Source organism: Massilia sp. R2A-15, from assembly GCF_030704305.1.
Taxonomy (GTDB): domain Bacteria; phylum Pseudomonadota; class Gammaproteobacteria; order Burkholderiales; family Burkholderiaceae_D; genus JAFCUW01.
In genome coordinates this window covers 1,749,998-1,768,675 of sequence record NZ_CP131935.1, presented here as the reverse complement: position 1 = coordinate 1,768,675, position 18,678 = coordinate 1,749,998, and the positions used below count along the sequence as shown (strand labels likewise).

Below are 18,678 nucleotides of genomic sequence, written 5' to 3'. Positions count from 1 at the left end.
CGTGATCTACGACGTGCAAGGCTTCGAAGCCTACTGCTACACCGGCGGCAAGCCGTTCAATCCGGCCCAGCCGACCGCCGTGTTCATTCACGGCGCCCAGAACGATCATTCGGTGTGGGCCCTGCAGACCCGCTACTTCGCCCATCACGGATTCAATGTGCTCGCAGTCGACTTGCCCGGCCACGGCCGCAGCAAGGGCGCCGCGCTGGCGAGCGTCGAAGCGATGGCTGGCTGGCTGATCGCGCTGCTCGACGCGGCCGGCGCCGATCGCGCTCTGCTGGTTGGCCACAGCATGGGATCCCTGATCGCACTCGAGGCATCGCACCAGGCGCCGCACCGCGTCAGCGGCCTGGCGATGGTGGGAACCACCTACCCGATGAAGGTGTCCGATGCGCTGCTCGAGTCGGCGAAAAACGACGAGCCGGGCGCGATCGACATGGTCAACATCTGGTCGCACACGATGACAGCGCAAAATCCCGCTTGCCCGCTGGCCGGCGTGAGTTCGATGGGCACCGCGCGCCGCCTGATGCAGCGCATGTCGGCCATCAATCCAGAGCATCTGTTCTTCACCGACTTCACTGCCTGCAATGCCTACGCAAACGGCGAGGCGGCGGCGCGGGCCGCAAGCTGCCCCGTTCTGTTCATCTTAGGCAGCAAGGACATGATGACGCCGGCGCGCTCGACCAAATTGCTGACGTCCACGGTCGCGCAAGGCAAGGTCGTCCAGGTCGATGCCGGTCACTCGCTGATGGCCGAGCAGCCGGGCGCGGTGCTCGACGCGCTGTATTCGTTCGCGAAGGGACTGTCATGAGCGCGCGCATTGCGAGCTTCGCCGAGTTCTATCCGTTCTACCTGACGCAGCACGCCGACCGCATGTGCCGGCGCACGCATTTCATCGGCTCGTCGCTGGCGCTCGCGTGCATCGCGGCGGCGATCGGCACGGGCAGCGCGTGGTGGGTGCTGGCGGCGCTGGTGGCCGGCTACGGCGGCGCCTGGATCGGCCATTTCTACTACGAGAAGAACCGGCCGGCGTCGTTTGCCCAGCCGCTGTATTCTTTTCGCGCCGACTGGGTGATGTACTGGCAGATGCTGACCGGGAAACTCACCTGGTAGGAATCGCTAGCTCAGTATGGGTTCCTGCCTGCGCAGGAGCGACAGTCAATTAGGTTGTCGTTCCTGCGAAGGCAGGAACCCATGCTGAGGTCGACCTCACGCTGCCGCGAAGTGCTCCGCCAGCGTCTGATCCAGCCCCTGCTCCACCGCCACTTCGACCCGCTTCGCCAGCGACGACGTATCAAGCGTCAGCACCGACTCTTTCAGATCCTTCGCGGCCCACGCATCCACAGCCACGCCGCCGAACACGAACAGCCGGTACACCTCGGCGACCTTGATCTTTTCCGGATTGATCAGCAGGACCCAGTTGTCGGCCCCTTCCCTGACCGGCTTGCCCCAGCGCGAACGCGTGGTCGTCTCGGCCAGCACCCGGCCGACCCAGCCCACCGCCACCATCCGCTCGAGCAGCGTGGTCATCTCGTCGAAGCCGATGCGCGTATGCGCCCGGATCGTCGCGCTCGACACCAGCGCCGAATTGGTCAGCCGCGCGCCGCCGTGCAGCACCTTCAGGATCGCCATCGCATCGACGAAGGCGCCGCCCGGCACCGGCGCGTGCCACCAGCGCTCGTACTTCACCACTGGCAGCGCGGCCGTGATCAGCGCGCCGACCAGGGTTATCAGCCAAGACAGGTACATCCACAGCAGGAATAGCGGCAGCGCCGCAAGGGCGCCGTAGATGATCGTGTAGTTCGGGAACTGCTTGATGAATACGGCGAACCCGCGCTTGGCGATCTCGAACGCGACCGCCGCCACCAGCGCGCCCCACACCGCGTCGCGCCAGTCGACGAAGCGGTTCGGCACCACCATGAACAGCAACGTGTAGGCGCCCGTGGTCAGCATGACCGACAGCAGCGTGTAGAACAGTGCGCCGATGAGCGGCACGGTGCGCATCAGGTCATTGGTCGCCAGGAACAGCTGCGACGTCACCGTCAGCGAAAGCCCGAACAGCAGCGGACCGAGGGTCAGCAGCGCCCAGTACATCAGCACGCGCTGGGCCAGCGGGCGGGTGCGCTTGACACGCCATATCTGGTTGAACGCCCGCTCGACCATGCTCATCATCGCGCTCGACGTGAACAGCAACGCCACCGCGCCCACCGCCGACAGCTTGGTCGCCTTGCTGGCGAACTGGGTCAGGTTGCCGATAATCGTGTTGGCGATCCCCTTCGGCATCACGGTCTGCACGAAGTAGCTTTCGAGCGAGGCGCGGAAGGAGTTAAATACCGGGAAAGTGGTGAAGATCGCCAGCACGATGGTCAGCAGCGGCACCAGCGCGAGCGTGGTCGTGAAAGTCAGGCTTCCAGCCACCTGCGGCAGCCGTTCCTCGGTCAGCCGGCGCCGCGCAAAACGGAACAGGTCGCGCGCCTCGCTCCATGTCAGTCCGCGCACCATGTCCACGCTCACGTTGATCATTTCGCTGGTCGACCTTGAAAGTGTATGAACGGTTTTTGAAAGCATCCTGCGGCGCTTGTCCCTGTATAAATCGCCCTATAATACCAATGATGAACCCAACCAATCCGATAATTCTTGTTTTGTACTACTCCCGCCACGGCGCCACGCGAAAGCTGGCCGAACTGATCGCCCAGGGGATCGAAAGCGTTCCCGGGATCGACGCGCGCCTGCGCACCGTGCCGGCCGTTTCGACCGTGGCCGAAGCGACCGCGCCCGACATCCCGGCCAACGGCGCCCCCTACGTGGAAAAGGAAGACCTGGCCGAATGCGCCGGCCTCGCGCTCGGTTCGCCAACCCGCTTCGGCAACATGGCCGCGGCGCTCAAGTACTTCCTCGACGGGACCGCCACCGAATGGCTGGCCGGCACCTTGTCGGGCAAGCCGGCGGTGGTGTTCACCTCGACCGGCAGCCTGCACGGCGGCCAGGAGTCCACGCTGCTGTCGATGATGATCCCGCTGCTGCATCACGGGATGATGGTCATGGGCCTGCCGTACACGCACCCCGAACTGATGACCACCTCCAGCGGCGGCAGCCCTTATGGCGCCACCCACTGGTCGGGCATCGACGGCGACAAGGGCATCACCGAAGACGAAAAACGACTGGCCATCGCACTGGGCCGGCGCCTGGCGCTGACCGCCGCAAGCCTGCAGGGAGCGCGCTGATGGAATCGAACAAGGTCTTCCACGTCGGCGCCATCGTCAGCCTGATCGCGCTGATCGCCTGGCTGGTGTTCTGGGAGATGTGGGTCGCGCCGCTGCATCCGGGCGGCTCGGTGCTGGCCCTCAAGGCGCTGCCGCTCCTGATTCCGCTGCGCGGCGTCTTCAAGCGCGACATCTACACGCTGCAATGGTCGTCGATGGTGATCCTGCTGTACTTCACCGAAGGCGTGGTGCGCGCCTGGAGCGACACCGTCGCGCTGTCGCGCACCATGGCGATCGGCGAGATCGTGCTGGTCTGCGTCTACTTCGCCTGCGCGCTGCTGTACCTGCATCCGTACAAAAAGGCCGCCAGGAAGATGGCCAAGGAACTGCTCGACAAGGTCAAATCCGCCAAAAATGAGTGCTGATTTTCTCCAGCGCTGCCGCGACATCGCCGGCCCGGAGCACGTGCTGACCGATGCCGCCGACTGCGCTCCCTTCCTGACCGATTGGCGCGGCCGCTTCACCGGGCGCGCGCTGGCCGTGCTGCAGCCGAACGAGCCGCAGCAAGTGGCCCAGCTGGTGCGCGCCTGCGCCGACCACCGCATCGCGCTGGTCCCGCAGGGCGGGCGCACCGGCCTGGTCCTGGGCAGCGTGCCGGACGCCAGCGGCGATGCGGTGGTGCTGTCGCTGTCGCGCATGAACCGCATCCGCGCGCTCGATGCGGTCAACCGCACGATGACCGTGGACGCCGGCTGCATCCTGCACGACATCCAGCAGGCGGCGGCCAGCGTGGACTGCCTGTTCCCGCTGTCGCTGGCGGCCGAAGGCAGCTGCACCATCGGCGGCAACCTCTCGACCAACGCCGGCGGCACCGCGGTCCTGCGCTACGGGAACGCGCGCGAACTGTGCCTGGGCCTGGAAGTGGTCACGCCGCACGGCGAACTGTGGAGCGGCCTGCGCGGCCTGCGCAAGGACAATACCGGCTACGACCTGCGCGACCTGTTCATCGGCGCCGAAGGCACGCTGGGCGTGATCACCGGCGCCGTGCTCAAGCTGTTCCCGCAGCCGAAGGGATCGATGACGGCGCTGGTGGCGCTGGCCGCGCCGCGCGACGCACTGGCCCTGCTGACGCTGATGCAGGACCAGTGCGGCGCAAGCCTGACCGGCTTCGAGCTGATGTCCGACTACTGCCTGCGCCTGGTCGCAACCCATTTCCCGCACCTGCCCACGCCCTTCGTCAAGCGCCACCCGCAGTACGTGCTGCTGGAAGTGTCGAGCAGCGAATCGGAAGCGCATGCGGCCGGCCTGCTGGAAGACGCGCTGAACGCCGCGGTCGAGCGCGGCCTGGCCGACGACGCCGTGCTGGCCACGTCGAACGCGCAGTCGCAGTCCCTGTGGCACCTGCGCGAGCACATCCCGCTGGCGCAGGCGGCGGCCGGCAAGAACATCAAGCACGATATCTCGGTGCCGATCTCCGGCATCGCCGACTTCATCGACAGCACCGACGCCAAGCTGCAGCAGGCCTTCCCGTCCTGCCAGGTGGTCTGCTTCGGCCACCTCGGTGACGGCAACCTGCATTACAACGTCGCGCCGCCCGAGGGCCAGCCGCACGACGAATTCCTGGCCCACCAGGACGCCATCAACCGCATCGTGCACGACAGCGTCGATGAGGCGAGCGGCTCGATCTCGGCCGAACACGGCATCGGCGCCCTCAAGCGCGACGACCTGGCCCGCTACAAGTCGAAGGTCGAACTGGACATGATGCGGGCGATCAAAGGCGCGCTCGACCCGCTCGGCATCATGAACCCCGGCAAAATCTTGTGACCCTGCCCGGCCTGCTCTCGCGCTGGCTGCTGTTCGGCGAGTGGCGCGCCCACCCGGTGCGCGCACTGCTGGCGATCGCCGCCATCGCGGTCGGCGTGGCGATGGGCTTCGCCATCCACCTGATCAACGCTGCGGCGTTCAACGAGTTCTCGGCCGCGGTGAGCAGCCTGGCGGGCCAGGCCGATGTCCAGGTGGCCGGCCGCGAGGCGCTGTTCGACGAGGCCATCTACCCGGTGCTGGCGCAGCGCGACGGCGTGGCGGTCGCTTCGCCCGTGCTGGAGCTCGATGCCGGGGTGACTGGCGTGCGCGGCGCGCTGAAGATCATCGGGATCGATCCTTTCCGCGCCGGCGCCGTGTCGCCCGACCTGCTGGGCGCTACCGACAAGCCGTTCGACATGCTGGCCGACGACGCCGTGTTCCTGTCGCCGGCCGCGATGGCATGGCTGAACGCCACGACGGGCGGCGCGGTCGCGCTGCGCGCCGGTTCCGGCGATGTGAAGCTGCGCGTGGCCGGCGGCGTGCTGCGGGCGCGCGCCGGCCAGCGCATCGGCGTGATGGACATCGGCGCGGCGCAGTGGCGCTTCAACCGCGTCGGCAAGCTGTCGCGCATCGACCTGAAGCTGCGCGAGGGCGTCGATCGCAACGCATTCGAGCGAACGCTGGCAGCAACCCTGGAGCACGACTTCCCGGGCCGCTTCCAGGTCTCCCGGCCGAACGACGCCGATCAGGAAAGCCGCACCAACACCTTAAGCCGCGCCTATCGCGTCAACCTGACCGTACTCGCGCTGGTCGCCTTGTTCACCGGCGCCTTCCTGGTGTTTTCGACGCAGGCGCTGTCGGTGATTCGCCGCCGCAGCCAGTTCGCGCTGCTGCGGGTGCTGGGCGTCGAGCGTCGCCAGCTGCTGGCGCAGGTGCTGCTCGAGGGCGTCAGCCTCGGCGTGACCGGCGCGGGGCTCGGCATCGCGGGCGGCTTCGCGCTGGCGGCCACCGCATTGCATTTTTTCGGCGCGGACCTCGGCGCCGGCTACTTCAGCGGCGTGCGGCCCACCGTGCATTTCGCCCCGGTCGCAGCCTGCGTGTTCTTCGCGCTGGGCCTGGGCGTCGCGCTGCTGGGATGCCTGGCGCCGGCGCTCGAAGCCGCCCGCGCGGCGCCCGCGGTCGCCCTCAAGTCGGGCAGCGACGAACCGGCGCTGTCGGGACTCGCGCGGATCTGGCCTTCGCTCGCCTGCCTGCTGGCCGCAGCCTTGCTGACGCGCGCGCCGCCAGTGTTCGAGCTGCCGCTGTTCGGCTACGGCGCCATCGCGCTGCTCCTGATCGGCGGTATCGCCATGATGCCGCGCCTGGCCGCCACCCTGTTCGGCGCCATCAACCGGATCGCGATGCGAAGGCGCCAGCATCCGGTGCCGGCGCTCACCATCGCGCGGCTGGCGAATGCCTCCGGCCAGGCCGCGATCGCGCTGGGCGGCGTTCTGGCCAGCTTCAGCCTGATGGTCGCGATGGCGATCATGGTGTCGAGCTTCCGTGTCTCGGTGGACGACTGGCTGGTGCAGATCCTGCCGGCCGACCTGTACGTGCGCAACGCCGCCAGCGGCAACACCGCTTCGCTCGGGCCGGAACAGCAAGCGGCGCTGGCCAAGCTGCCGGGCGTCACCCGCATCCAGTTCCTGCGTTCGCGCGCGGTCTCGCTCGACGCCGCGCGGCCCGCGGTAACGCTGATCGCCCGCGATATCGACGCCGCCGATCCGGGCAAGGCAATGGTGATGGTCGGACGCACTGCAGCCCCGCCACCCGGAGCGATGCCGGCCTGGGTGTCCGAAGCGATGCTCGACCTGTACCGGGTCAGGGTCGGCGACACGATGCAGATTCCGCTGAGCGGCGCACTGCGCCCGTTCTTCATCGCCGGCGCCTGGCGCGACTACGCCAGCCAGACAGGGTCGGTCCAGGTCCGCCTGGCCGACTACCGCGCGCTGACCGGCGACCAGGAGGTGAGCGACGCCGCCATCTGGACCCAGGATGCGGCCCAGGTCAGCGAGCGCCTGCGCGCCCTGCCGTTCGGCGCCGCGCTGCAACTGGCCAGCCCCGGCCAGATCCGCGCGATGAGCCTGAAGATATTCGACCGCAGCTTCGCCGTCACCTACCTGCTCGAGGCGATCGCGATCGCCATCGGCCTGTCCGGCGTGGCGGCGACCTTCTCGGCGCAGACGCTGGCGCGGGCCCGCGAGTTCGGCATGCTTCGCCACGTCGGCGTGACGCGCGCCCAGGTGCTGCGCATCCTGGCGCTCGAAGGCGGCGCGCTGACCGCGCTCGGCGTTGCCTGCGGCTTCGCGCTGGGCCTCCTGATCAGCCTTATCCTCGTATTTGTCGTCAACCCGCAGTCCTTCCATTGGACCATGCAGCTGCACCTGCCATGGGCGCTGCTGGCCGGCGTCGCCTCGCTGCTGATCGTCGCATCGGTGCTGACCGCGCTGGTCTCGGGCCGCTACGCGCTCTCCGGCGGGCCGATTCGCGCGGTGCGGGAGGACTGGTGATGCGCTTCTTCCTCGCCCTGCTCCTGCTGCTGGCCCAATGCGCGCAGGCCGCGGCGCCAGTGTTCGCACCGGTCACGCCGGGACGCACGCTCAGCTTCCCGGCGGACTTCGGCGCCCATCCCGAATTCAAGACCGAGTGGTGGTACGTCACCGGCTGGCTCACCAAGCCCGATGGCAAGCCGCTCGGCTTCCAGGTCACCTTCTTCCGCAGCCGTACCGCCGCGGACGACGCCAATCCGAGCGCGTTCGCGGCGAAGCAGCTGATCATGGCGCACGCCGCGATCTCCGATCCCTCGCTCGGCAAGCTGGCGCACGACCAGCGCAGCGGGCGCGAAGGATTCGGCATCAATTATGCGAAATCTCGCATAACCGACCTGAAGCTGGGCGACTGGCGCATGGTGCGCGGCGCCGATGGCGTGTACACGGTTGCCGTCAAGTCGTCCGAACTGACGCTCGAATTAAAGCTGGCGCCGTCAGGGACCGTGATGGCCCAAGGCGACGCCGGCTACTCGCGCAAGGGCCCGCATCCCGCGCAGGCCAGCTACTACTACAGCGAGCCGCAGCTAAGGGTGAGCGGCATGGCCGGCCGCGCCGGCACGGCGCCAGTGAAGGTGGCCGGCACCGCCTGGCTCGATCACGAGTGGTCCAGCCAGGCCCTCGATCCAGACGCCGCGGGCTGGGACTGGATCGGCGCGAACCTCGACGACGGCTCGGCCCTGATGGCTTTCCAGGTTCGCGGCAAGCAAGGTGGTAAACTATGGGCGCATGCAGCCTTGCGCGATGCATCCGGCAAGGTGACGCAGTATTCGCCCGACCAGGTCCGTTTTACCCCGCAGGCGCGGTGGAAGTCGCCGCGCACCAACGCCGTGTATCCGGTGGCGGCCACGCTCGTTACCGGCGCCGCCAGCTGGAGCATCAAGCCCTTGCAGGAAGACCAGGAACTCGATGCGCGGCGCTCGACCGGCGCCGTCTATTGGGAAGGCGCGGTCACGATCGAGCGCAATGGCGCGCCCGCCGGCCATGGCTACCTGGAATTGACGGGCTACGAACGGCCGATGACACTTTAAAATAACACCGAAAATATCGATGACCAACAGCTCCACCAGCACCACGCAGCCTGATTCGAACCGCAAGGGAAGCCTCGCCGCCTTCAAGGGACTGCTCCCCTTCCTCCGCCCCTACCGCCGCCAGTTCGTTTTCGCCGGCATCGCGCTAGTGCTCGCCGCCGGCGCCACCCTCGCCATTCCCGCCGCGTTCAAACAGATGATCGATTTGGGCTTCGGCGCCGGCGCCGGCGCGAAGAGCATCAAGAATGTCGACGCGACTTTTCTCGCGCTGTTTGGCGTGGCCACCGTGCTGGCGGTCGCCACTGCGGCGCGCTTCTACACCGTGTCGTGGCTGGGCGAGCGCGTGACCGCCGACATCCGCAGCGCGGTGTACAGGCACGTGGTTGACCAGAGCCCGGAGTTTTTCGAGACCACCCAGACCGGCGAGGTCCTGTCGCGCATCACCACCGACACCACGCTGATCCAGGCGGTCGTCGGAACCAGCATCTCGCTCGCGCTGCGCAACACGCTGCTGTTCGTGGGCGGCCTGGTCATGCTGTTCATCACCAGCATCAAGCTGTCCTCGATCATCCTCGGCCTGCTGGTGCTGGTGGTGGTGCCGATCGTGTTGTTCGGGCGCCGCGTGCGCAAGCTCTCGCGCGACTCGCAGGACCGCATCGCCGATGCATCGGCCATGGCCGGCGAAATCCTCAACGCCATGCCGACGGTGCAGGCGTTCACCCACGAGAAGATCGAATCGTCCCGTTTCGGCAAATCGGTCGAAGGCGCCTTCCAGACCGCGATGCGCCGCATCCGGGCCCGCTCGCTGCTGACGATGCTGGCCATCGTGCTGGTGTTCGGCACCATCGTGTTCGTGCTGTGGCTGGGCGCCCACGCGGTGCTGGCCGGCTCGATGACCGGCGGCGACCTGGGGCAGTTCATCCTGTACGCCTCGATCGTGGCCGGCTCGATCGGCGCGCTGTCCGAGGTGATGGGCGAAGCGCAGCGCGCCGCCGGCGCCACCGAGCGCCTGCTCGAACTGCTGTCGGCGCGTTCGAACATCCAGAATCCTTCGAAGCCGCTGCCGCTGCCCGCGCGCGCGGCCAACGGCGCGGCACTGGCGCTGAAAGACGTGACCTTCCACTACCCTTCGCGTCCCGAAACGTCGGCGTTGTCGCACCTGTCGCTGAACATCAAGCCGGGCGAGACGGTCGCCGTGGTCGGCCCTTCCGGCGCCGGCAAGACCACCCTGTTCCAGCTGTTCCTGCGCTTCTACGACCCGCAATCCGGCGTCATCACCCTCGACGGCGTGGACATCCGCCAGCTCGACCTGCACACCCTGCGCGACGCCATCGGCATCGTGCCGCAGGATACCGTGATCTTCTCGGCCGACGCGATGGAGAACATCCGCTACGGCCGCGCCGGCGCCACCGACGCGGAGGTGATCCAGGCCGCGAAGCTGGCCGCCGCCCACGAATTCATCGAGCGCCTGCCGCAGGGCTACAAGTCCTTCCTCGGCGAGCGCGGCGTGCGCCTGTCGGGCGGACAGCGCCAGCGCATCGCCATCGCGCGCGCCCTGCTCAAGAATCCGCCGCTGCTGCTGCTCGACGAGGCGACCAGCGCGCTGGACGCGGAATCCGAACGCCTGGTGCAAAGCGCATTGGAAGCGGCGATGGTCGGCCGCACCACCGTCATCATCGCCCACCGCCTGGCGACGGTGCAGCGCGCCGACCGCATCATCGTGATGGAGGATGGGCGCATCGTCGAAACCGGCACCCATTCGTCGCTGGTCGCGCTGGGCGGCATCTACGCCAACCTCGCCGCGCTGCAGTTTCACAGCGTGCATGTGGCCCACTGAATATCGTTGCTGCGTCGCAACGATAGATTGATTGGAAGGAAAGACCTATTTCCGCGTGGAAACTCCGATGGTATGATGCCGCCCTTCGATATGGTAGGCACGACACTGGAGTTTCATGGGCAGCAGCAGCGCAATCAATCCGGCCAACTGGGGCGTCGGATCCAAAATCACGGCATTTACGTTCGGCCTCGTCGGCCTGATCCTCGGCGCGCTGGTCTACACGATCGGACTGACCACGGCCTCGATGCTCGATGCCCGCGCCACCGCCAGCGCCGCCAGTGAGCTGCGCGGTATCCTCGATATGGCGGCGGTCTTCAACCAGGCCGCCTCGCACGAAGTCCAGGGACTGAGCCGCCTGCTCGCCGCGGATTTCGACGGCGGGTTTGCGCTCGATGGCGCGGCCCTCAAGCTCAAGGGCGCCGACCTGGACGCCGGCGCCTTCACCCGCTTCAGCACGCGTTCCGGCGCCAGCGCCGCGGCCTTCGCCTTCGATGGCATGAAGTTCGTGCGCGCCGCCGGATCGGAGCAGCTTCCCGTTCCCACGATCGGCCGCGACGGCAAGTCCGCCACCATCCTGGCGCCGGTCGCCGGCAAGCAGCACATGGTGCGCTTCGATGCAATCAAGGCTGCCGACGGCCGCATGATCGGGGCTTTCGCCGTCGGCATCGACGTTTCGGCCGGCATGCAGGCGCTCACCGCGAAGATAAAGCAGATCAAGGTCGGCGACACCGGCTACTTCTTCGTCCTCAATTCCGCCCCGGGCGCGGGCTACGGCACACTGGTCGTGCATCCGGCCAAGGAAGGCGCCAACATCCTCGAAAGCAAAGACTCCGACGGCCACTACTTCGTCAAGGAGATGCTCGAAGCGAAAGCGGGCGTCGTCAGCTACCCCTGGCTGAACGCCGAGAAAGGCGAAACCACGCCGCGCCGGAAAACCGTGACCTACGGCTCCTTCCCCGAGTGGAACTGGGTCGTCGCAGGCGGCACCTACAACGATGAAATCACGCGTGGCGCGGCGCACGAACGCAACCGCTACATCGCATTCGGCCTGGCCGCGCTGGGCGTGTTCGCCGCGCTCCTGTTCCTCGTCGTGCGCAATGTCGTGACACGCCCCCTGGGCCTGGCGCGCGACGCCGCGCTGGAAATCGCCGGCGGCAACCTGAGCGTCAACATCGGCAGCAGCCGGCGCGACGAGATCGGCGGACTGGCCGACGCGATGAACGCCATCAGCCGCAACCTGTCGTCGGTGGTCGGTGAAGTCCGGGCCGGCGCCGAGCAGATCGCGACGGCGTCGAGCGAAATCTCCACCGGCAACGTGGATCTGTGCGCCCGCACCGAGCAGCAGGCGTCCAACCTGGCCGCCACCGCCACCTCGATGGAGCAGCTCACCGTCACGGTCAAGCAGAACGCCGACAATGCGAGGCAGGCCAACCAGATGGCGCTTGGCGCATCGAACGTCGCGGAAAGAGGCGGCGCCATGGTGATGAAAGTGATCGACACCATGAACTCGATCCATCAGACCTCGCGCAAGATTGAAGACATTACCGGCGTGATCGACGCCATCGCGTTCCAGACCAACATCCTGGCCCTCAACGCCGCGGTCGAAGCGGCGCGCGCCGGCGAACAGGGGCGCGGTTTCGCGGTCGTGGCCAGCGAAGTGCGCAACCTGGCGCAGCGCAGCGCCGCCGCTGCAAAGGAGATCAAAGAGCTGATCGGCGCTTCGGTGGTCCAGGTAGGCCTGGGCAGCACCCTGGTTGCGGACGCCGGCGTGACGATGAACGAAGTGCTGGCCAGTGTGGGCCGGGTCACCGATATCATGGCGGAGATCAGCGCCGCCAGCGCCGAGCAAAGCGGCGGCATCGAACACGTCAACCGCGCCATCGCGCAGATGGACCAGGCCACGCAGCAGAACGCCGCGCTGGTCGAGGAAGCCAGCGCCGCGGCCGAGGCGATGCAGGACCAGGCGGCGACCCTGGCAAGCGCGGTGCGCTTGTTCAAGCTCGCCGCGCAGCCGGCGCTCTTGACGTGATCAAAATGGGGTCAGGTCCGCGGGACCAGACCCCGGCTTCGATCCGCGGCGCATGAACATCGGGGTCTGGTCCCGCGGACCTGACCCCAGCCCTTGGTCGGCGGCGGCGATTCGGTGTAAAGTTGCGGTCTTCACCTAAGGAGCCGCCTTGACCGACGCCGAACTGCAGGCCGCATGCCACACCGTATTCCCGGGCCATAAAACACGCACGCCGGCCCAGATGTTCGCCGCGATGGCCTCGTGGTGCGAGCAAAACGACATCGCCCACGACATCTACGGCAGCGGCGCCCTGATCCAGGAATTCGAGCGCAAGGTCGCCGCCGTCCTCGGATTCGAGGCGGCGGTATTTTGCATCAGCGGGACGATGGCGCAGGTCACCGCGCTGCGCCTGGCCTGCGAGGACCGCGGCAGCCGCCTGGCTGCGCTGCACCCGACCTCGCACATCTTCGTGCACGAACGCTCCAACTACCAGCTGCTCGGTCACTTCGACGCACTGCAAATCGGCGACCGCCACCGTCCCTGGACAGTCGACGACCTGGCCGCCGTGCCCGACAAGCTGGGCGCCGCCGGCATGGAGCTGCCGATGCGCGAAATCGGCGGCCAGAATCCCTCGTGGGACGAACTGGCGGCGATCAAGGCCCATTGCCGCGAACGCGGCGTCCACCTGCACCTCGACGGCGCGCGGCTGTGGGAAGCCGCTGCGGGCTACGGCCGCGCGCCGGCCGAAGTCGCCGCCGGCGCCGACTCGGTCTACGTCTCGCTGTACAAAGGCATCGGCGGGCTTGGCGGCGCCATGCTGGCCGGCAGCGCCTCGTTCGTCGCGCGCGCGGCCGAATGGTTCCGGCGCCAGGGCGGCAACCTCGTTCATCGCTCGCCGTACGTGGTGTCGGCGGCGATGCAGTTCGACCAGCGCCTGGCGGCCTTCCCGGCATATTTCGCCCGCACCGAATGGCTGTACGACGAATTGCGCGCGCACCCGCTGATCAAGCCGAACCCCGCGCGCCCGCAGGCCAACCTTCTGCACCTTCACCTGCCGGTGTCGCGCGAGCGCGCACTGGCGATCCGAGACGAAATCGCGCGCGAACACGGCGTCTGGCTGTTCGGCCGCGCCTCGCACGCCGCCCTGCCTGAGTCCAGCGTGGTCGAACTCTACGTCGGCGACAATCTGCTGAACATGGACGACGGCGCGGTGCGTTCCGCGCTGGCCCTGTTCAGCGCCGCCCTGGCCCGGTACGCTACAATCCCACTATAAAGACAGCGAGCCCACACATGCGCCAATACCTCGAATTCATGCGCCACGTGCGCGACCACGGCAGCGTCAAGACCGACCGCACCGGCACCGGCACGCGCTCCGTGTTCGGCTACCAGATGCGCTTCAACCTGCAGGACGGCTTCCCGCTGGTGACCACCAAGAAGCTGCACCTGAAGTCGATCATCCATGAACTGATCTGGTTCCTGCAAGGCTCCACCAACATCGCCTACCTCGAAGAGAACGGCGTGTCGATCTGGGACGACTGGGCCGACGCCGACGGCGAGCTGGGGCCGATCTACGGCTACCAGTGGCGCAGCTGGCCGGCGCCGGACGGCAGCCACATCGACCAGATCACCCAGGTGCTCGACCAGATCAAGTACAACCCGGATTCGCGCCGCATGATCGTCTCGGCGTGGAACGTGGCCGACGTGCCGAAGATGAAGCTGCCGCCCTGCCACGCGCTGTTCCAGTTCTACGTCGCCGACGGCAAGCTGTCCTGCCAGCTGTACCAGCGCAGCGCCGACATCTTCCTCGGCGTGCCCTTCAACATCGCCTCCTACGCCTTGCTGACCCACATGATGGCGCAGCAGGCCAACCTGGAAGTGGGCGACTTCATCTGGACCGGCGGCGACTGCCACCTGTATGCGAACCACCTCGAGCAGGTCGAGCTGCAGCTCTCGCGCGCCGAGCTGCCGCTACCCAAATTGGTCATCAAGCGCAAGCCGGCCACGCTGTTCGATTACAAGTTCGAGGACTTCGAAGTGGCCGGGTACGAATCGCACCCGCACATCAAGGCGCCGGTCGCCGTCTGACGGGAACTCTGGCTGCGGCACAGCTGTCTCATGGTAGTAGCGGCGACGTTGAGGCGCCCCGAACCGAGGCACACCCATGCTTTCCACGGATCCCGCCAGCCTGAAGAAAACCGTCACAGGCATCGAAGGATTCGACGAAATCACCGGCGGCGGCTTACCGCAGGGGCGCACCTCCATCGTCATGGGCGGACCCGGCAGCGGAAAAACAGTGTTCGCCCTGCAAACGCTGATCAACGGTGCGCGCCTGTCCGGCGAACGCGGCATCTTTGTTGCGTTCGAAGAAAATTCGCGCAGCGTCATCGCCAACGCCGCCTCCTTCGGCTGGGACCTGTCGGACCAGGACAAGCTGCTGTTCCTCGACGCCGGCATGTCGCCCGACGTGGTCCAGACCGGCCGCTTCGACGTCAGCGGCTTGCTGTCGGACATACGCGCCCGGTTCACCGAAAACCGCGCCACGCGCATCGTGTTCGACTCGATCGACGTCCTGCTGGCCCTGCTTGACGACCCCTTCACCGAACGCCAGGAACTGTACCGCATCCAGGACTGGATGGCGGCCAACAACGTCACCGGCATCGTCACGGCGCGCTCCCTCAGCCGCAGCGGCTACCCCACACTCGGCTACGACTTCCTCGAATTCATGGCCGACTGCGTGGTGCACCTGGGCCACCACATCGTCAAGGGCATCGCTCACCGCGACCTGCGCGTGGCCAAGTACCGCGGCTCGGCCATGCACGAGGGCGTGTTCCCCGTCATCATCGGCGCGCACGGCATGGAGGTGGCCAGCCCGATCCCCGTCGAAATGACTTTTCCCAGCTCCACCGAACGGGTGTCCACCGGCATCGAACGGCTCGACACGATGCTACTGGGCGGCTATTTTCGCGGCAGCACGGTGCTGGTTTCGGGCGCCCCGGGCACGGCCAAATCCACGCTGGCGGCGGCCTTCGCGGACGCGTCCGCGCAGCGCGGCGAACGCTGCTTGTACGTCAGCTTCGACGAAAGCAGCACCGAAATCGTGCGCAACATGGCCTCGGTCAACCTCGACCTCGGCGCCCATGTCGAGGCCGGCAAGCTGCGTTTCTATTCGGTGCAAAGCAGCGCATTCAATGCCGAGCAGCACCTGCTGGCGATCAAGGCCATCCTCCTCGAGTACCAGCCGGACTGCCTGGTCATCGATCCGCTGTCGGCGGTGCTGAGGTCGGCCAACAGCGAGGCGGTGCTGGACGTGCCGATGCGCCTGATCCACTACACCAAATCGCAAGGCATCACGATGCTGAGCACCAGCCTGGTCGCCAACAGCGAAAGTCCCGAAAGCACGGAAATGAACGTGTCCACCATCGCCGACACCTGGATCCACCTGTCGTTCAAGGTCCAGATGGGCGAGCGCAACCGCCTGCTCACCATCGTCAAGTGCCGCGGCACCGGCCACTCCCGCCAGGGCCGCGAACTGATCCTCTCCGACGCCGGCCTGACGCTGTCGGACGTGTACCTCGCCGGCGGCGAAGTCCTGATGGGCACGCTGCGCTGGGAAAAAGAGGAAGCGCTGCGGCGCGAGCGGGCGCTGACGCACTCCGGCCTGCTCAAGCGCGAACGCGAACTGGCGGTAGCGGAAGCGGAAGTACGCGCCCGTCTCGACGTGCTGAATCGCGAACTGGAACTGCGCCGGGCGGAAAGCGCCGCGCTGGCCGAGGAAATCAGGCTCGAGCAACTGCAGGCCGACACATCGGCGAACGAAATCGGCCGCCGGCGCGGCATCGACCAGGCGCAGCGGCCGCCATGAACGCCGCCACGCCCGCCGCGGCCGGCAACGGCGACCTTGCCCTGTACCGCAAGGTATTCGACAGCTTTTCCGAAGGCATCATGATCACCGATGCGCGGCGCCGCATCCTGGCGGTCAATCCCGCCTTCACCACGATGACCGGCTACGGGTCCGCCGAAGCGGCCGGGCGCCGTCCCGGCTTTCTGGAACCGGAGCGTGGATCGGGCGCCGGCTACCGCGCCGGATACCGCGCCGGCTACCGCGCCATCTGGCGCGCCGCGCAGCGCGACGGCCACTGGCACGGCGAAGCTTGGTGCCACACCAAGGCCGGCGAACGACACCGGCAGTGGCTGTGCGTGAACGCCGTCGCCGACGAGGCTGGCGACGCGCGCCACTACATGGCGGTGTTTTCCGAGCTGACCGAGCGCCAGGCGGTGGACGACCGCAACAGTTTCCTGGCCCAGCACGACGCGCTGACCGGCCTGCCCAACCGCCACTTGCTGGGCGACCGGCTGGCGCAGGCGCTGGCGTCTGCCACCCGCCACGGCGGCCAGGTCGCGCTGCTGTTCCTCGACCTCGACCGCTTCAAGCTGGTCAACGATTCGCTCGGCCACCGGGTCGGCGACCTGCTGCTGTGCAGCGTCGCGGCCCGCCTGAAGTCCCTGCTGCGGGTGGAAGACACGGTGGCCCGCCTCGGAGGCGACGAGTTCGTATTCGTCATCCCGCAATTCGACCGTCCCGACATGCCGGCCCACGTGGCGCAGAAGATCATCTGGGCGCTGGGCGAGCCGCATCAGATCGAGGGCGCGCAGTTCGCCACCGGCGCCAGCGTCGGCATCAGCCTGTACCCGGCCGACGCCGGCGACGGCGACATGCTGATCCGCAACGCCGACAGCGCCATGTACAAGGCCAAGGCGCGCGGCGGGAATTGCTACGAGTTCTACACCACCAACATGACGAACCGGGCGATGGAGCGGCTGACCCTCGAAAGCAGCATGCGCGCCGGACTCGGGCGCGGCGAGTTCATCGTCTTCTACCAGCCCCAGGTGGAGGTGGCGACCGGGCGCATCGCCGCCGTCGAGGCCTTGCTGCGCTGGTCGCATCCGACCCTGGGGGTGCTGCCGCCGGACCGCTTCATCCCGGTCGCCGAGGAAACCGGCCTCATCGTCGAACTGGGCGACTGGGTCTTGCGCGAAGCCTGCCTGCAGAACAAGCGCTGGCAACGCCAGGGTCTGCCGCCGATCCCGGTGGCGGTCAACGTGGCGGCCCGCCAGTGCCGGTCCGAACTGGCGGCGAGCGTGCGCGCCGCGCTCGCCGAGAGCGGCCTCGATCCCAAATACCTGACGCTGGAGTTGACCGAGACGACCCTGATGGGCGATATCGGCGCGGTCCTGCACGAACTGAAGGCCACTGGCGTGGAGTTGTCGATCGACGACTTCGGCGTCGGCTATTCCAGCCTGAGCTACCTGAAGCGCTTCCCGATCGACAATCTGAAAGTCGACAAGTCCCTCATCGCCGAGATCGACATTGGCGACCGCAACAGTTCGATCGCCGGCGCCGCCATCGCGCTGGCGCACAGCCTGGGCCTGTCCGCGACGGCCGAGGGCGCCTACGCCGCCTGGCAGGCGCGCTTCCTGCGCGAGCGCGGCTGCGACCTGGTGCAGGGCTACTTCTACAGCCGGCCGGTGCCGGCCATGAAGCTTGCGTCGCTGCTCAGGCATGGACGCGTCAAGCGGCTGGGACCGAGCTACATCCAGGCCGTGCCTTCGCCATGGCGCGGGACGGTGCGGGCGTCGTGACGGCGGCGGCTGGCTCAGGCGCGCAGCGGCTGCTAAAATACCCACTCATTTTTCGCATACGGAATTTCCTGAAATGAAGCACGGCTCACCCGCGCTCACCCTGGTGGTGGCGATCGACGCGCAGCGCGGCATCGGTGTCAACAACACCCTGCCCTGGCACCTGCCCGAGGACCTGGCGCACTTCAAGCGCGTCACCACCGGCCACCCGATCATCATGGGCCGCAAGACCTTCGACTCGATCGGCCGGCCGCTGCCGAACCGGCGCAATATCGTCGTCACCCGCAATGCCGAATGGCGCCACGATGGCGTTGACGCGGTCACCTCGCTGGCCGACGCCATCGCGCTGGCCGGCGGCCAGGAAGCCTGCATCATCGGCGGCGCCCAGATCTTCACCGAATCGATGCCCCTGGCCGACCGCCTGGTCATCACCGAGATCGACCATACCTTCGATTGCGACACCTTCTTCCCGCCGCTGCCGCCCGGCCAGTGGATCGAAACGGCGCGCGAGAAGCACCATTCCGACGCCAACGGCTACGATTACTCCTTCGTCACCTACCATAAAGCGAACTAA

At 67.3% G+C, this 18,678-nt stretch carries 15 protein-coding genes; 14 read left to right on the top strand and 1 reads right to left on the bottom strand.

The genetic code is table 11. The features are described 5' to 3' along the window. Position 1: 1 nt before the first annotated feature. Complete coding sequence (locus Q4S45_RS08020; RefSeq protein WP_305510763.1) at positions 2 to 811, top strand: alpha/beta fold hydrolase; 810 nt, start codon at positions 2 to 4, stop codon at positions 809 to 811. Further along, a complete protein-coding gene (locus Q4S45_RS08015) occupies positions 808 to 1,113 on the top strand; it encodes a DUF962 domain-containing protein (RefSeq protein ID WP_305510762.1) in 306 nt (101 codons plus the stop codon). The genes Q4S45_RS08020 and Q4S45_RS08015 overlap by 4 nt, the downstream gene beginning before the upstream one ends. A gap of 96 nt (positions 1,114 to 1,209) precedes the next feature. Here Q4S45_RS08015 and Q4S45_RS08010 read toward each other — a convergent pair whose 3' ends face one another. Next, the gene (locus Q4S45_RS08010) at positions 1,210 to 2,523 is read right to left on the bottom strand and encodes a YihY family inner membrane protein (protein ID WP_305510760.1); all 1,314 of its coding nucleotides are present in this window, start codon (positions 2,521 to 2,523) and stop codon (positions 1,210 to 1,212) included. Between the two features lie 89 nt (positions 2,524 to 2,612). Between Q4S45_RS08010 and wrbA the strand changes: the two genes are divergently transcribed. From wrbA to Q4S45_RS07950, 12 genes are all read left to right on the top strand, one after another. Then, positions 2,613 to 3,224 (top strand): NAD(P)H:quinone oxidoreductase, encoded by a 612-nt coding sequence (wrbA, locus tag Q4S45_RS08005; protein WP_305512073.1) that lies wholly within the window; start codon positions 2,613 to 2,615, stop codon positions 3,222 to 3,224. After that, a complete protein-coding gene (locus Q4S45_RS08000; protein WP_305510757.1) occupies positions 3,224 to 3,628 on the top strand; it encodes a DUF2069 domain-containing protein in 405 nt (134 codons plus the stop codon). Before wrbA ends, Q4S45_RS08000 begins: the two co-directional genes overlap by 1 nt. Further along, positions 3,618 to 5,027 (top strand): FAD-binding oxidoreductase, encoded by a 1,410-nt coding sequence (locus Q4S45_RS07995; protein ID WP_305510751.1) that lies wholly within the window; start codon positions 3,618 to 3,620, stop codon positions 5,025 to 5,027. The genes Q4S45_RS08000 and Q4S45_RS07995 overlap by 11 nt, the downstream gene beginning before the upstream one ends. A gap of 2 nt (positions 5,028 to 5,029) precedes the next feature. Then, positions 5,030 to 7,555 (top strand): ABC transporter permease, encoded by a 2,526-nt coding sequence (locus Q4S45_RS07990; RefSeq protein WP_305512072.1) that lies wholly within the window; start codon positions 5,030 to 5,032, stop codon positions 7,553 to 7,555. Further along, complete coding sequence (locus Q4S45_RS07985) at positions 7,555 to 8,622, top strand: carotenoid 1,2-hydratase (protein WP_305510749.1); 1,068 nt, start codon at positions 7,555 to 7,557, stop codon at positions 8,620 to 8,622. The genes Q4S45_RS07990 and Q4S45_RS07985 overlap by 1 nt, the downstream gene beginning before the upstream one ends. A gap of 19 nt (positions 8,623 to 8,641) precedes the next feature. After that, the gene (locus tag Q4S45_RS07980) at positions 8,642 to 10,459 is read left to right on the top strand and encodes an ABC transporter transmembrane domain-containing protein (RefSeq protein ID WP_305510747.1); all 1,818 of its coding nucleotides are present in this window, start codon (positions 8,642 to 8,644) and stop codon (positions 10,457 to 10,459) included. Positions 10,460 to 10,574: 115 nt separating this feature from the next. After that, on the top strand, positions 10,575 to 12,488 hold the full coding sequence (locus tag Q4S45_RS07975; RefSeq protein WP_305510745.1) for a methyl-accepting chemotaxis protein: 1,914 nt from the start codon (positions 10,575 to 10,577) through the stop codon (positions 12,486 to 12,488). Between the two features lie 148 nt (positions 12,489 to 12,636). Next, positions 12,637 to 13,740: a low specificity L-threonine aldolase gene (locus Q4S45_RS07970; RefSeq protein ID WP_305510744.1), complete on the top strand. Its 1,104-nt coding sequence runs from the start codon at positions 12,637 to 12,639 to the stop codon at positions 13,738 to 13,740. A 17-nt stretch (positions 13,741 to 13,757) separates the two neighbouring features. Next, positions 13,758 to 14,552, top strand: a complete 795-nt coding sequence (gene thyA / locus Q4S45_RS07965; protein WP_305510742.1) for a thymidylate synthase — start codon at positions 13,758 to 13,760, stop codon at positions 14,550 to 14,552. A gap of 76 nt (positions 14,553 to 14,628) precedes the next feature. After that, positions 14,629 to 16,329, top strand: coding sequence for a circadian clock protein KaiC (gene kaiC, locus Q4S45_RS07960; protein ID WP_305510740.1), 1,701 nt, complete (start codon positions 14,629 to 14,631; stop codon positions 16,327 to 16,329). After that, on the top strand, positions 16,326 to 18,107 hold the full coding sequence (locus tag Q4S45_RS07955) for a bifunctional diguanylate cyclase/phosphodiesterase (protein WP_305510738.1): 1,782 nt from the start codon (positions 16,326 to 16,328) through the stop codon (positions 18,105 to 18,107). Before kaiC ends, Q4S45_RS07955 begins: the two co-directional genes overlap by 4 nt. A gap of 73 nt (positions 18,108 to 18,180) precedes the next feature. Then, entirely contained in the window at positions 18,181 to 18,678 is a 498-nt protein-coding gene (locus Q4S45_RS07950) for a dihydrofolate reductase (protein ID WP_305510736.1), read from the top strand.

Bases quoted from the DNA above. Each gene is read 5' to 3' on its own strand.
- Q4S45_RS08015 (WP_305510762.1), top strand. From the start codon at position 808: ATGAGCGCGCGCATTGCGAGCTTCGCCGAGTTCTATCCGTTCTACCTG.
- Q4S45_RS08010 (WP_305510760.1), bottom strand. From the start codon at position 2,523: ATGATCAACGTGAGCGTGGACATGGTGCGCGGACTGACATGGAGCGAG.
- wrbA (WP_305512073.1), top strand. From the start codon at position 2,613: ATGAACCCAACCAATCCGATAATTCTTGTTTTGTACTACTCCCGCCAC.
- Q4S45_RS08000 (WP_305510757.1), top strand. From the start codon at position 3,224: ATGGAATCGAACAAGGTCTTCCACGTCGGCGCCATCGTCAGCCTGATC.
- Q4S45_RS07995 (WP_305510751.1), top strand. From the start codon at position 3,618: ATGAGTGCTGATTTTCTCCAGCGCTGCCGCGACATCGCCGGCCCGGAG.
- Q4S45_RS07985 (WP_305510749.1), top strand. From the start codon at position 7,555: ATGCGCTTCTTCCTCGCCCTGCTCCTGCTGCTGGCCCAATGCGCGCAG.
- Q4S45_RS07980 (WP_305510747.1), top strand. From the start codon at position 8,642: ATGACCAACAGCTCCACCAGCACCACGCAGCCTGATTCGAACCGCAAG.
- Q4S45_RS07975 (WP_305510745.1), top strand. From the start codon at position 10,575: ATGGGCAGCAGCAGCGCAATCAATCCGGCCAACTGGGGCGTCGGATCC.
- thyA (WP_305510742.1), top strand. From the start codon at position 13,758: ATGCGCCAATACCTCGAATTCATGCGCCACGTGCGCGACCACGGCAGC.
- kaiC (WP_305510740.1), top strand. From the start codon at position 14,629: ATGCTTTCCACGGATCCCGCCAGCCTGAAGAAAACCGTCACAGGCATC.
- Q4S45_RS07955 (WP_305510738.1), top strand. From the start codon at position 16,326: ATGAACGCCGCCACGCCCGCCGCGGCCGGCAACGGCGACCTTGCCCTG.
- Q4S45_RS07950 (WP_305510736.1), top strand. From the start codon at position 18,181: ATGAAGCACGGCTCACCCGCGCTCACCCTGGTGGTGGCGATCGACGCG.